This is a genomic window from Pseudomonas sp. WS 5532 (assembly GCF_012985445.1).
Taxonomy (GTDB): Bacteria; Pseudomonadota; Gammaproteobacteria; order Pseudomonadales; family Pseudomonadaceae; genus Aquipseudomonas; species Aquipseudomonas edaphica.
Map to the genome: position 1 here is coordinate 1 of NZ_JAAQWK010000034.1, position 12,553 is coordinate 12,553.

Here is a 12,553-nt window from a genome sequence, read left to right on the forward strand (position 1 = left end):
CGAAAAAAAGCCGAGGAACAAGCCGCATCGTGACCGATGCGATTACAATCCAGAACCCGCGCAACCGGGGTGGAAGCACCGGTCACGTATTAGCGAAACGCTCGGTCACGTTCACCGAAATCCGCACCTCAACTCTTGAATCTCATCGAACACGATGCGCTGGATATTCAATTCCTTGAGGTGTTCCCGCCACGACTTCAACAACAGGTAGTGGATGACATAGATATGAGCTTTCGGAAGCGGTGCCTTCATTACCCGAGGGGTACAGCTAATCAAGCAAACCTTCAGACCATTTTCGTCCGCAAACAATGGTCCAGCTGAGTCCTCCGTTGTCTCAAGAAACTCAGAAAGCTTGTTCTTCCAGTGCAATATAAGATGGGGGGGAGCCACGACCAAGGCTGGCCAAGATTGGTCCGTTGCAAGGAAGGCTATTCCCTGCACGGTTTTGCCTAATCCCATTTCGTCCGCGATAAGGGTACGCCGATTAGTCAAAGACCAGCTGAGTCCCTCCTCTTGGAATGGACGTAGCACACCTTTGAAGACGACGTCCGGCTTCATGCAAACTGGACTGGCATTAGCCGCCTGACGCTGCTGAACATATTCAACCGTTTCACGATACGCTGCGTCGAACTCTGAACGGCTTTCGATCTTCAGCGGCCACCGATGAAGGAACCACACCAGGTCAGCAAAGGTTCGTCGATTCGCGCTGAATTTGGCGACCCCAGCACCTCGCCCCTGTGAACCCGGGAAGATGCGTTTGGCCATAACTGCTACTTGTGGATCACCATCGATCACCCAGAAATTGCCACGAGCAGCGTCATCCCGCCGTAAGGTTCCAAACGTTTCTGTTGCCTCATGCGGCATAGCCAAATACTGGGGCAATGGCAGACTCATACGGCGATCCCCCATAGCGCATTGAGGCTCAAAACCGAGACAGGTTTGCCGCAGATTGTGGCCGGTAGCGAAATACTTCTTTCCAGGACCACAATCACTGCCCGCACACACTCTTGAGATGCGTAACGGGTTACCTGGTCAAAAAGCGCTGCCCGGGGAGGTCTCATTTTTTTGACTTCAATCACAATACCGTCAACCCAGAGATCTGCCCGGCAGCGTGGGGCAAAAGATCGTTCCCGGCTGTGAAAGATGCCCGCGCTCAGCAACGCACCGGACAACAGATCATGTATTTCGTATTCTTCAAGCCCTGCCTCGGTGATACGCACTTTCCTGAGTGCTGCCATCACATCCAAGACGCACACAGAATGTTCCTGAGGCTCGGTATCAGCAAAGAGCTGTATGGCCTCATGATTCAGCTTTACAGACATTGATCAGCTCTCCGTGTGGGTTTGCAGGTAAAACGCCACCAGTGGCACACAGAGCCTCACTGCGGCCCTCATATGAAAGGTGGTAGGGGCTTCAACGATACGACTCATAACCCAGACCCATGACCAGCACAGGCGATCACCAGCTGTGTACGTGGCTTCGATATGGGCACGGGACTCAGCAAACTGATTGGCACTCATTGCAAATAATTTGGTTGCTTCACACAGCGCCGCAAGTTGTTCGATAAGCGATCGCTGTCTTACCAAGGCTGCAACAATGGCTTCTGGCGAAGAGATTCCGTCCATACCGAGCATCAGTGCCTCCATCATCTGATCAATGTTCTCGCCGATGTCCCGAGTCCACCGGTTCATTGATGCAGAGCACTCGCTGCAGACCCCCTCTCCTGCCTGGTAATCCACGGCCAGCCAATGGCAGGCAAGGCCGTTTTTCACACAAGCATGCCGATCGTCACAGCCACACCCAATACACTTTGCCAGCATGCTCATCTCCCTATCCCCTCAGCTCTGCATCGCAGGCCGCTTGGAATCCGTCTGCCCATTCCACCGCTTTGGCTGAACCGGAGGGAAACGGGTTGTCCTCAAGTGTTTTGCCTGCAGCAAAAGCAGCGAACCCCTGTTTCCATTCCAATGAAAACCCCGACTTAGAAGTCATTCAAAGTCCCCACGGCCTGGCCTTGTTCAATAACAGATGCGATGAAGCCAGCACCTTTGCTTTCAACAAACTGGGCAAGATGTTTCTCGGCAGCAGGGCGCAGCCTTCGAAGTGACCTCTCCTGGAGTACTCCGCACTGCCTGCCAGTTTTGAATTCGGAAATGATAAAGCTGACGGAGTCGATGGGCTCCGCAGGAGGATGAATCGCGAACCGATAAAGCTTCCCGGCGATCGGAAAATCAAATGCCCGGATCACTTTAACCTCACGCATAGTGATGCCACGGCGGTCATGGCTCGTGAGGGGGATCATCATGGAAAATGGTTTTAGGGATCTGGAAGACACAGCGCGAATCCTCAGGAAATAGCGCAGAGCGCCAAGTTATAACAATGTTATTACTTGGCGCATTTGTGTGTCAACTTAACCCGGCCTGCGCATCTGATGCGCGGCACGCCGCTCTAAGGCGTCTTCACGGAACCCCTCATCGGCAGGAACATACGGCGCATCCTCTTTCGGCCAGTAACCTATGGCCCGTGCATCCAAGGTCTGCCCCTTCAGCGCGAAGTCACCGTTTGAGAATGAACTGAACCATTCAGCCATTTCCCGAATGTCGAATCGTTCGATTGAACGCAACATTTCCTGGACACCAGGCTTCGTGATTCCTTCTAAATTCGCTTCCAGAACCTCACCACTTTTTCCTGAAACCAGCAGTCGGTAGCCTTCACCCTGGATCGTGAATGGATCTTTGCCGAGGTAGGTGTCCGAGGACAGCTTGTTCAGAAACTGAGTCGCCGACAGGGAGACATAGTCACTCAGCAACGCCTCATATTCAGTGCGTTTTTCTCGTAAAAAAGCCAGCCCATCCGGCGATGTACAGATGGCGCTGTAGAGGTTGTGGATCTGGGAATAGACATTCAGGAGCCGCGTCGCAGGCTGAGTCCCTACACCAGTTCCTTTTGCCTGCTGATACTTCGCAGTTGTCCCGATCGGAACTTGGTTCAAAGAGTCACAGCGTTTGAACGCAGACTCGACATTGCGGTAAGTCACGTCGAGCGTCTGATTACCAATCGTATCAACGAGCACGAAATTCATTTTGGCGTCGGCTTTGACGACATAGCGCAGCAGCATAAGAGGCATGGTCATTTGCGGTTCTCCTTCTCCGTGTTTCAGGCGGTCTGTAACAATTTCGTGGCCATCAATTTCTCGACGTGTGCAGGGTCCTCACCGGCCTTGCCGAACAAGTCCTTTTCAATGCCTTCCTTATGTTCAAGAAGGAGCACTACTTGCTCATCGATCGTCCCGGCAATCACCGGCACAATCACCGAGACATGCCGCGTCTGGCCGTTGCGATAGGCGCGATCCTCAGCCTGACGCTTGGCTGCGTCGGTCCATGGAAGGGATGCGAAAAAGACATAATTGGCGGCTGTCAGGGTGAGGCCGACGCCCGCAGCTCCTGTCGTGCCGATGAACACACGCGCCGCCGGGTTGCCCATGAATTTGTCGACTGCTTTTTGTTTTTTTGTCCCGGAGTCGGAACCGGTAAAAGTGACGACGTCGATGCCAACTTTTGCGAACTCATCAGCCAGGTAACCAACGGTCTCGGTGTACTCGCAGAAGATGATTGCTTTATCAGCCTCTTCCAAAGCGTTGATGGTCTGGATCAACCAGTTAGCCTTCAAACGCTCAAGTAGTTGCCGAAGCTTCCCAATTTTGACGATGGCGGGCAGAGAGTCATCTGTAGCAGCCAGGCGATACTGGTCGCGTTCATCCTGTGCCAGGTCGACATACTGGACTTCACGACTCTTGCCTTTAAGGGAGGTCAGAACGTCCTTACGCCGCCTCAACATCCATTCCGAGACTCGCTCACTGAGCCCTTTACGCAGCTCTGGAGACCCCGCGAAGTCGGAAAGGAAGTCAGCTAGTGGAATGTTGCCGATCGGATGGCCAGAGAGACGCAGGAGCGTATGAAGTTCACTCTCGCGATTCAAAACTGGCGTGGCAGTGAGAAGGAACCGCCGATCGATGTTTTTTGAAAGCAGAAACGCATTGCGAGTCCGCGTCGAGTCTGGTTCCTTAAGGAATTGCGCTTCGTCACACAGCATTACGCGAAAACGCACCACGCCATCATTCACGGCTTGCACAACAGTGCCGAGGCGCTCGTAGTTCACAATCAGCCAATCAGCTCCAGCCCAGTCTTGGTTGTCACCACTGATCACCACCCGCGCTTGCGGTTGGATCATGTGAATTTCACGCTCCCAATTGATACGCAGGCTTGCCGGGCAAACAACCAGTACGCAGCCCTCACCTGTCACGAGGGTCGCGGCGACCACGGCCTGACGGGACTTGCCCAGGCCCATGTCATCAGCTAATAGACAGCTGGAATAACTAAGCAGATGGCGAACCCCGGCTTCCTGGTACGCATATCCACTATGGAGGCCGTGCAGTTGAACCGCCTCGGCCAATCGCTCCTCGTTGATCCAGAGACGTTTCATCGGCGTCGCAAGAACGGTGAGCATCGAGTTCTCACCTTCAGAGTCGCCGTTTTGCGCAGCGCCACGCTCTGGAACCATTCCACCGACCTGGACGCCCGGGCGGTCGCCGTCGCTTAACGTGGCGTGCTGCTCAAGAACGATTTCGGTATCGCTTACGAAAACGTGCTCTCGACCGACGCCGGCATGCACGCGCAAGGCTTCCAGAAGGTGTTCCTGAGTTACCTTAAGGCGCCATGCGTTTTTGTTGCGCAGGAAATTGCCGTTCAACCGCTGCATCGTGCGCAGCAGGAGTTGATCGAAACGAAAAAGACATACCAGGTCGCCCCCGACTACCGGGAAGATCTGAATATCCAAAAATGGGGCGAATAAGTCGGGGTCAGGAGATGCAAGAGCAGATTTGACCTTCTGCGCAAAAGCAGAAACGTCGTACAGAGAACCTGTTGGAAGGTTCTCTGCTAAAGATGCCGCGAACTCACCATTGATCCGTGCGCGGTCGAAGGTCCACATACGGCCTTGACCGAACCAAACAGCTTCACGATCGCGGAAGAAAGAGCTAATCCAGGGTGCAAAAACTGTTGAAATGCCGAGGCGAAACCCGTCGGTCCTGACACCCTGGATAAAGTCTTTCGGCGGTTTTTTGTAATCTGACAGCTTCATGTGTGGGAGCGCTTTTTGCGATAACCCACACACTATAGACTAACGAAAGTCAAAAAGGATAGAGCTGTCTATCCCTCTCGTTCATCTGCAGCCCACCACTGCAGCACCTTCGCCAAATGAGCTCTTTCGAAGACGGCTAAGCACCAATCTTGAGAAGTACGGAAATCGATCTGATTGTGTGAGCAAGCATCGACCCTGACTTCACTCATCCCTGAAACGGGGGTCGACGCAAATCCTGCCGCACTCATCGCATCTGCAGTCGAAGCAAAAACGAATCGGACCCTTTCGCCGGCCAATAAATAGCTCAACTCGCACGTTCCAACTCCCGATACCGATGAGTCAATGGCAACACCTGGTAGCGACGAGGCCGTGAGTAACCGGCGAGGCACCTTACGCCCCCCAAGCGCCTGTGTTTCAGGTACAGAAATGAGTGCCACTGCGCTACCTCGCAATGGTTCGGCATGTTCCAGCATGCTTGGCTTCAACTGCCGCCCTGCCCCGGAAGTTACCGATGAGTGATCCGACAGCCGGAAAGATCAATCCATACAAACCCATCCCCCAGCCAATAGGGATATGCCAACCAAAGACCTGCTGCAGAATTGAGGGAAGTATGTAGACCGCAGCCAGAAGACTCCCGCCCCAGACTACCGCACCGGTTTTGGCGCCTTCGGCTTTTTCCGCCTCTGTTGCGCCAAAAACCACAAAACCGTGACAGCCCTGGCAAATCTTTACATCAGATGCAAATTCAAAATGGCACAGCCCGCAGCTGTACATATCCTTTTCCGCCTCGGCCATAGACCGTCCCCTACCTGATTGTGTGACAACAACGTTATTACTTGCTTCAGCAGTATGTCAATTGGCCAGTCAAATGCACCGTGGCTGCGGTAACCTAATTCACAAAGGTGAACATTTATGGGGAACGACGAAACGCCGCCCCCTAAAGGTGAAAGGATATGGGGCCACAGGGACCATATTGAAGGGAATCAGCAGGTATTTTGGTGCGGAGCGTGCGCTTTAAGCCCAAAGGTGAACGGATATGGGGTTTGTCAGCCGATGAACTCCATAATCTTTTCACCTATCACCATCCAACCAATTCTTGCTCCAAGCCCAAAAATCACCGATATACCCAGGGCGATTGCGGCCCCAACGGTACAATCGATGATCGATCTGAAGGTTTTTTTCAGCCATGGGTATTTTTCAGCCCAACCCATTTTCGGGCTGTACTCGACTAATTTCCCATCGAGCGTAGCCTTTCGCCCTTGCATGAGGTCAGTGATCATTTGCACTAGGGAGTCAGCAGCATCTCGGCTGGAGAAGAAAATAAAGGCCCCTCCACTGGAGCTTTTCACGGTGAAAACGTCGTCTCGTGGGACCCAGCTGCTATTCCCCAATCGTGAGCGCTCATAGGTATCTGCCAGACCTACTGTGAATGTTGTAAATCCGGAATAAGAAGGATATAGAACAATTTCGCAATAATAGCCCATTGTTGAAATCTGAAGATTTTTTCCTTCTGCTGACACCTGAAAAGACAGCTCATCTACAGATGAATAAACGCCATCTAGAGTTGTTACTTTCGTTAGCGGCTCAGACTGTGAAAAGAGCTGATCAAAATCAATCTCTTGGTTATCGTTCATTACACGCTCCTTGAAATGTAGCACGAACTTCACTAAAAAAAACACAACACATAGAAGCCACACAATAAAAGTGCTTCTAAGGATTAGGTTTGTTATCCAAAGAAGCTAAATAGACGGCATCTTCAACGGGATGGCCGTCGGCAATCAACTTCCATAATGACGGCAATAACTCATTTTCTTCCAAGTCCCGCCAGGCGTCGCCTTGAATGACATGTCCGATACCAATCTCCCCATTCAGTATCGGAACCACACCAACCTTGTTTGTAGGCAAACTTGCTCCATGCGGAGACCAAACAATCGCCGTTTCTTCAGGCTCTGCATTTCCTTCGAACAAAACCTTAAAACTCCCCGCACATCCATCGTCGGAAAGGATTACCACGTTCGCCCATGACGAGCCCGGAGCTCTGGGGATACTGCCTGATAGCGAATCAGCTGGGCTCCAGTGTGCGGGCCTGCCTGTGAAAGCAAAAGCGGCCTGATCATCAGTCAAATCCAGTAGCTCTTCCTCAGAGATCTTAAGGATCTTCGCGGCTACAGGAATATCGCCATCAGCTAACCAAATTGCATTTGTAACAATTTCAAATCGCTTCTGTTCCACTTCTTCACCTCTAACGGCCAATAATCAGCGGAAGTCATCGAAAGTAAATATGCGCGCCAAAAAATAGAATGTGGCCCAAAGTACTTTGGTGACTAGTCACCACTTAAGGCACTAGAATTTACTATGGCGCCCAAATTGGGCTCTTAGATTTTTGCCAAAACATTCAACAACAACATTCATCGCACCAAATTAATTTTGATGACGTAGTTTCTGCGCTATTCACATTCAACAAATGACAAACACAAGACCTTCTGCTACCCCTTACGAAAGCGCATCTCGGTACTTGGTAACTAACTTGCGATCAACGGGGACAAAATCTTGTAATCGCCACCAACAACTGCACTTGGTAAACCAGTTAGGATTCGGCCAACATGAAAACCCTGCACCAGGCCAACGCTTAAATCTCTAAGTCTGCAAAGCTTTTCTTCGCTATCAACATGCTCAGCAATGAGTTCACCGCCAAAAGATCTGGCGAGCTCTCTCAGGGGTAGGATCTCACCACTCTTGCAAAGCCGAGCTACAAGATCACCGCATAGCTTGAGATAGTCCGGCTGAATTTCTCGAACCTGGGCGACAGTAAAAAATCCATCACCGAAATCATCGATCGCAACCTTAGCCCCCAGCAGACGAACTGCGCTCACAAACCGATGAATGCGCTCCATGGTCCGGATCTCTGCAGTCTCAGTTATCTCAAAAATCAGTTGCGACGCGATGTCCATATTCTGGAACACCAAAGCAAGTAACTCGTTATCCGCGTTCTCAATCGTGAGAACGGAAACATTTACGGCAACGCGCACACCCGGCCTATCGCGTAGCAACCGAATGACTTTCCCGATCACTGTCAGATCAATAAGATGGATAAAACCGTACTGTTCGCCGAGCTGCAGCAGCTGCACATGGCCATTGCCACCATCATTGGTTCTGGCTAGGGCTTCGTAATGCGATACAGCACCGGACCGCGCATCCACGATGGGCTGGAAAACAGGTTTGACCACGTTACGCATTCTTACCCCCGGCCGATCTCTGATCGACATGTGCACCTGAAGACTAAAGACCCTTGCTGGTCCAAATCACTGGCGCGTCTTCTATGGCCTCAAGCACATTCAAGTGCACCCAGGTTGAGCGCTTAGCCATTTGTTGAGCCAATGCGGCAATGGAACGAAGCTCAACATCGTTTAAAGACGCGGTTCCGTGCTCTGCAGCCTTGCGTAGCGCCCAAACCATTTCGAGGTGGGTGTAACTGTCTGCGGTACCGCCGAAGACGTCATGAAGTGCGCTGAAAAGTTTTGCCTGGTCACGAATAATGGTGTCGTAAGCACCAAGCCCGACTGGATTCAAATCAGTTTGAATGGGGCAATACCCTGTTTCATCGACATTCAGGTAACCGAGAGAGATGAAACGCCCTCCGGCCTCCACCACATGTGATTGGACGATCTTCCTACCCAGTCCGTTGATCGAATGCGCCAGGTCGTCCACCTCGACGTAATGTCCCGCCGGAAAGGACACCGCCCGTGCAACTACGGCCGCCGGAAAAGAGTGTTTGCTGCTGAGTGAAACAGTCATCTTCAACATCCTTTGCATCTGGAAAGCGATCAACCGTCGCGTGTTAGCGAACCTTCAAAGCGCTTGGTTCGGCATCGTTCAACTTTTCTTCTACCCGACGAACATCTGCTAGCATTTGAGCCTCAGAGAGAAGTGAGGCGGTGAACTCGTCGGTTTTCAGATCGGTAAGCCCGCTACGCATTTCCGCATGCAGATCTCGGCTCACCCGCTGCGCGGCACCCGCTTGGACCCGAGACAAACGCTCAAGCGTGTCGTTTATTAAATTGAGTCCGGCAGCCACCTTTTGAGCGAGCGCATTCAACTTTGGATCTCCTGCACGCAACTCCCGGACGTTATCGACGGCGGGGTGAACCTCTGATAGCGCCCGGCCGTGAGCGAGGTAATCTTGAACCTGCTGCAGGTGACGTCGGATTTCCAAGTGGTAGAAATTTTTTGCGGCTTCGACATACAGAGGAAGACTGAAACCGGCACCATTGGCGGCGCGGCTGCGATATTCCGCGTTCAAGTGCTCTGCAAAAAACTGCTGACGCTCCTCTCTTGCAAGCCCCGCAGGAACCCCATTGAGTTGCTGCCGCCCCATCAGCTCGTCCAACTGATTCCGATAGAGGTACACCACGTCTGTTGCTATCGTGTCCTGAATCCTCATCAGCACCTGTCGGTCCAGGCCGTTCGGTACAGCCGCGAGGTAACGAAGGTCGTCGATGACCAAATCTCTTACACCAATCATGCTCTGGCCCCTTATGCGGCGACTTGTTCAGTGTGCTTGCACCCGGGGTACCCGGAGCAACCGATGAAGAACCCTTTCGGTCCTGGGCGTTTCATGAGCTGTTTGTTGCATTTAGGGCAGTTTTTCCCTGTTGGCTCAGCTGGCACACGCTCTTTTTTGGGACCACCAACCGCGGGGCCGCCGGCGTGGGGAATAAGCAGGGGCTTGGAGCGAATTTCTGCAATGACCTTGGTAATCCAAGCCCTTTGCATTGATTCGAAGCGCTCGACGCTGCTGCGCCCGGCCTCAATCTCACGCATTGCCATTTCCCACATGGCAGTCATATCGGGCTTAGCCAGTGCAGGAGGGAGGGCCTGAATAATTGCCCTCCCCGCTGCAGTCGACACAATGAAATCCTCTTTCTTTTTGCTCCCTTTTTCCGGCTTGATCCACTCAGCTTGGCCGAGGTCAACGAGTTTCGGCACAAAGGTGTGCCGAGTCGCTGAAGTGCCAAGACCTGCGGCAGAGTCCTCATCACCGGATTTACGGTCAGCGAGCATTTGCTTGAAAATGGCCTGAATTTTTTCGTCAGTCACAAATTTGTGAACGTTGATCATGGCGTCCAGCAGAGTGCCATCTGTGAAATGATCAGGAGGCGTCGTTTTCTTCGCCTGGATATCCAGCCCTTTACACAGTGCGGAATCACCAACGGCCATCGGGGGTAGCACGGTGTTGTCCTCCGCCCCGTCCTTTGCCTTGTTCATGCCCGGGTAAAGCACCTTCCACCCGGAAAAGAGAGGGGTAGTGCCCGATGTCGAAAACCGCTGGCCCGATACCTCGGCGATTACCTGAACCTCACGGAAGCGGTAGTTCGGTTGGAATTGCGCCAGATAACGCCTGCAGATCTCGTCGTACAGATCACGTTCGATTTTGCTAAGAACAGAGATGTCAGCCTTACGATCAGTTGGAATAATCGCGTGGTGTACCGGTGCCTTATCAGTGTTCCAAGCCCGCGATTTACGATGCAGATCGGTCTGCTTTAGCACCTCATCATCAAAAGACAGATTGTTAGTTACCGCCGCGAACACCGCAGGAGCTTCAGACAGCTGGCTCTCAGGCAGAAATTGGCAGTCAGAACGCGGATATGTGGTGAGTTCATGCTGTTCATACAAGCTCTGCAACGCCTTGAGGATGGCATCCGACTTGTAGCCATACTTTTTGGAAGCCAGAACTTGGAGCTTGTCGACTGAAAATGGGAGCGGCGGCCCCTCACTCTTGTCCTGGTCGACATACTCGGCGATTCGCCCATTCTGATCTTTAACGGCGGCGTTCAGCTGGTCCGCAACGCGCCGATCGATCAACCGACCCTCGTCATCGAGGCCAGATTGGCCTGGATGCGGCTTCCAGCGCGCTTTAAATTCGCCATTCGTTACCGCGAACCTGGCCGTCAGGAAGAAGTAGTCCACTGGAATGAAGTTTTGAATCAATAGGTCACGCTGCACGATCAAACCGAGCAACGTAGTCATCACCCTGCCGTAGGCAATATGAGAGCCGCCAAACCCGTGCTCTTTGGCATGCAGCGTTATGACTCGACTGAGATTCATCCCACAAAGCCAGTCCGCACGCGACCGTGAAAGTGCCGCGTCACTCGTACCGACGAAGTCAGCGTTGTTTTTTTCCGCCTTCAGTCCGTTGGCAACAGTCGTCTCATCGAATGCAGAAATATGTACCCGACGCACGGGCTTCGTGTTTTTAAGAAAAAGTAGTATTTCATCGATCAAAAGCTGGCCTTCGCGATCGGGGTCTCCCGCATTCACGATGACAGTGGCTTTCGATAAACAGCTTTTGATCGTCTTGAACAAATCTGCTTTATCGCGATCCACTTCCAGCGTCCAACCAGGAAGACCTTCATGCCCCGGAAAAAGAGGCAGATGTGCAAAATCCCAGGTGATACGGCCTTTGCTCCCTTTTTTCGCATCGGGAAATTTGGCCCCGATGTAGAAGTCTGGCTCTTTCTGACTGAGGATGTGTCCGACAGCGCAGCAAACTGCCCAGTCTTTACCCTCCCAGTAAGCGCCACTTTTTTTCAGCACCGGAGAGCTCTTCGACAATACAGCCACAATCGCCCGGCCAAGCTTCGGCTTTTCCGCAATGTAAACTTTCATTTTCGACCGCTCCAAACAGCCATTTTTACGTCGGTTCCCAAGCTGGGAATGCAAGCTTTGGTATCATGAGAAGGCGCTTTGAATAGGAGGCCCGTCCAATGGACAAGCAACTGAAAGACCTCGTGAAAAAAGCCAGCAGCTTTGCACGAGAAAAAAACGGAGGATTGTCGAATCGAATACGCACCAAGCTCGACGAGATCAAACCGGCACTGGCCGTGCTGACCACTGAACGTCTTGCTCCACTCGACATTCAGGAGTTCATCCAACGTGAAACCGGTATGAAAATTGGTATTCAGAGCCTGCGCAGGTACTTGAAAGACAGCTTCAATTACCCGCCCGCAGGCAACGGAAAACCCCCAACGGTCGGTCAGGACTGAAGAATCGTCAGTGCTAAGTATCAAAGGGCATCCCTCTCCGGCACGTAAGCCAAACCCTTGGCGGCGATCAGCAGCCGCTCCATCAACTCAGCGGTTTCCTCAGTAGCGTTAACCACAAACCCTGTGGGCAGCGAAAAGACCACCGCCTCCAGAACCGGCTCACGGAAGAAGCCGGTGCCAGTCCCACTCCAATGACTCAAATGAACCCGCACACAATCGTCAGTCTCGTCGTCGCCTTCGATGAACTCGACATCGGCGTCTGCTCCTGACTCCGCACCTGGTCCAACGAACGCAAAGCGCGCATACGGCTGCTCCGCGCCGAATTCGGCGGGTACCCCTACTTGCTGCCTGAAAATCTCCCAGGGCGCCAT

The 12,553-nt window shown here is 52.5% G+C and carries 15 protein-coding genes; 1 reads left to right on the forward strand and 14 read right to left on the reverse strand.

The window, feature by feature from the left end:
• Positions 1-111: 111 nt before the first annotated feature.
• The 13 genes from HBO23_RS31905 to HBO23_RS31965 all read right to left on the reverse strand — a co-directional run bounded on the left by HBO23_RS31905 (position 112) and on the right by HBO23_RS31965 (position 11,805).
• Positions 112-894: an SNF2-related protein gene (locus HBO23_RS31905; RefSeq protein WP_170040815.1), complete on the reverse strand. Its 783-nt coding sequence runs from the start codon at positions 892-894 to the stop codon at positions 112-114.
• On the reverse strand, positions 891-1,322 hold the full coding sequence (locus HBO23_RS31910; RefSeq protein ID WP_170040816.1) for a hypothetical protein: 432 nt from the start codon (positions 1,320-1,322) through the stop codon (positions 891-893). The genes HBO23_RS31905 and HBO23_RS31910 overlap by 4 nt, the downstream gene beginning before the upstream one ends.
• Before the next feature lie 3 nt (positions 1,323-1,325).
• A complete protein-coding gene (locus tag HBO23_RS31915) occupies positions 1,326-1,826 on the reverse strand; it encodes a hypothetical protein (protein WP_170040814.1) in 501 nt (166 codons plus the stop codon).
• A gap of 155 nt (positions 1,827-1,981) precedes the next feature.
• Complete coding sequence (locus HBO23_RS31920; RefSeq protein WP_170040817.1) at positions 1,982-2,305, reverse strand: hypothetical protein; 324 nt, start codon at positions 2,303-2,305, stop codon at positions 1,982-1,984.
• A gap of 105 nt (positions 2,306-2,410) precedes the next feature.
• Positions 2,411-3,133 carry a hypothetical protein gene (locus tag HBO23_RS31925; RefSeq protein ID WP_262378256.1) on the reverse strand — a complete coding sequence of 241 codons (723 nt, stop codon included), beginning with the start codon at positions 3,131-3,133 and terminating at the stop codon, positions 2,411-2,413.
• A gap of 23 nt (positions 3,134-3,156) precedes the next feature.
• Positions 3,157-5,139 (reverse strand): DEAD/DEAH box helicase, encoded by a 1,983-nt coding sequence (locus HBO23_RS31930; protein ID WP_170040818.1) that lies wholly within the window; start codon positions 5,137-5,139, stop codon positions 3,157-3,159.
• A gap of 441 nt (positions 5,140-5,580) precedes the next feature.
• Positions 5,581-5,934, reverse strand: a complete 354-nt coding sequence (locus HBO23_RS31935; RefSeq protein WP_170040819.1) for a hypothetical protein — start codon at positions 5,932-5,934, stop codon at positions 5,581-5,583.
• 251 nt (positions 5,935-6,185) lie between these two features.
• Complete coding sequence (locus HBO23_RS31940) at positions 6,186-6,773, reverse strand: hypothetical protein (RefSeq protein WP_170040820.1); 588 nt, start codon at positions 6,771-6,773, stop codon at positions 6,186-6,188.
• Positions 6,774-6,849: 76 nt separating this feature from the next.
• A complete protein-coding gene (locus HBO23_RS31945) occupies positions 6,850-7,371 on the reverse strand; it encodes a hypothetical protein (RefSeq protein ID WP_170040821.1) in 522 nt (173 codons plus the stop codon).
• A 290-nt stretch (positions 7,372-7,661) separates the two neighbouring features.
• The gene (locus HBO23_RS31950) at positions 7,662-8,375 is read right to left on the reverse strand and encodes an EAL domain-containing protein (RefSeq protein WP_170040822.1); all 714 of its coding nucleotides are present in this window, start codon (positions 8,373-8,375) and stop codon (positions 7,662-7,664) included.
• A gap of 43 nt (positions 8,376-8,418) precedes the next feature.
• A complete protein-coding gene (locus HBO23_RS31955; RefSeq protein WP_186354822.1) occupies positions 8,419-8,934 on the reverse strand; it encodes a hypothetical protein in 516 nt (171 codons plus the stop codon).
• Positions 8,935-8,977: 43 nt separating this feature from the next.
• On the reverse strand, positions 8,978-9,661 hold the full coding sequence (locus HBO23_RS31960; protein ID WP_170040823.1) for a hypothetical protein: 684 nt from the start codon (positions 9,659-9,661) through the stop codon (positions 8,978-8,980).
• An 11-nt stretch (positions 9,662-9,672) separates the two neighbouring features.
• Positions 9,673-11,805 (reverse strand): DNA topoisomerase, encoded by a 2,133-nt coding sequence (locus HBO23_RS31965; RefSeq protein ID WP_170040824.1) that lies wholly within the window; start codon positions 11,803-11,805, stop codon positions 9,673-9,675.
• Between the two features lie 98 nt (positions 11,806-11,903).
• Between HBO23_RS31965 and HBO23_RS31970 the strand changes: the two genes are divergently transcribed.
• The gene (locus HBO23_RS31970) at positions 11,904-12,182 is read left to right on the forward strand and encodes a hypothetical protein (RefSeq protein ID WP_170040825.1); all 279 of its coding nucleotides are present in this window, start codon (positions 11,904-11,906) and stop codon (positions 12,180-12,182) included.
• Positions 12,183-12,202: 20 nt separating this feature from the next.
• Here the strand turns inward: HBO23_RS31970 and HBO23_RS31975 are convergent, their stop codons facing one another.
• A complete protein-coding gene (locus tag HBO23_RS31975; protein ID WP_170040826.1) occupies positions 12,203-12,553 on the reverse strand; it encodes a hypothetical protein in 351 nt (116 codons plus the stop codon).

Coding starts and splice junctions, on each gene's coding strand:
- HBO23_RS31905 (WP_170040815.1), bottom strand. CDS start 894: ATGAGTCTGCCATTGCCCCAGTATTTGGCTATGCCGCATGAGGCAACA.
- HBO23_RS31910 (WP_170040816.1), bottom strand. CDS start 1,322: ATGTCTGTAAAGCTGAATCATGAGGCCATACAGCTCTTTGCTGATACC.
- HBO23_RS31915 (WP_170040814.1), bottom strand. CDS start 1,826: ATGAGCATGCTGGCAAAGTGTATTGGGTGTGGCTGTGACGATCGGCAT.
- HBO23_RS31920 (WP_170040817.1), bottom strand. CDS start 2,305: ATGATGATCCCCCTCACGAGCCATGACCGCCGTGGCATCACTATGCGT.
- HBO23_RS31925 (WP_262378256.1), bottom strand. CDS start 3,133: ATGACCATGCCTCTTATGCTGCTGCGCTATGTCGTCAAAGCCGACGCC.
- HBO23_RS31930 (WP_170040818.1), bottom strand. CDS start 5,139: ATGAAGCTGTCAGATTACAAAAAACCGCCGAAAGACTTTATCCAGGGT.
- HBO23_RS31935 (WP_170040819.1), bottom strand. CDS start 5,934: ATGGCCGAGGCGGAAAAGGATATGTACAGCTGCGGGCTGTGCCATTTT.
- HBO23_RS31940 (WP_170040820.1), bottom strand. CDS start 6,773: ATGAACGATAACCAAGAGATTGATTTTGATCAGCTCTTTTCACAGTCT.
- HBO23_RS31950 (WP_170040822.1), bottom strand. CDS start 8,375: ATGCGTAACGTGGTCAAACCTGTTTTCCAGCCCATCGTGGATGCGCGG.
- HBO23_RS31955 (WP_186354822.1), bottom strand. CDS start 8,934: ATGACTGTTTCACTCAGCAGCAAACACTCTTTTCCGGCGGCCGTAGTT.
- HBO23_RS31960 (WP_170040823.1), bottom strand. CDS start 9,661: ATGATTGGTGTAAGAGATTTGGTCATCGACGACCTTCGTTACCTCGCG.
- HBO23_RS31965 (WP_170040824.1), bottom strand. CDS start 11,805: ATGAAAGTTTACATTGCGGAAAAGCCGAAGCTTGGCCGGGCGATTGTG.
- HBO23_RS31970 (WP_170040825.1), top strand. CDS start 11,904: ATGGACAAGCAACTGAAAGACCTCGTGAAAAAAGCCAGCAGCTTTGCA.
- HBO23_RS31975 (WP_170040826.1), bottom strand. CDS start 12,553: ATGGCGCCCTGGGAGATTTTCAGGCAGCAAGTAGGGGTACCCGCCGAA.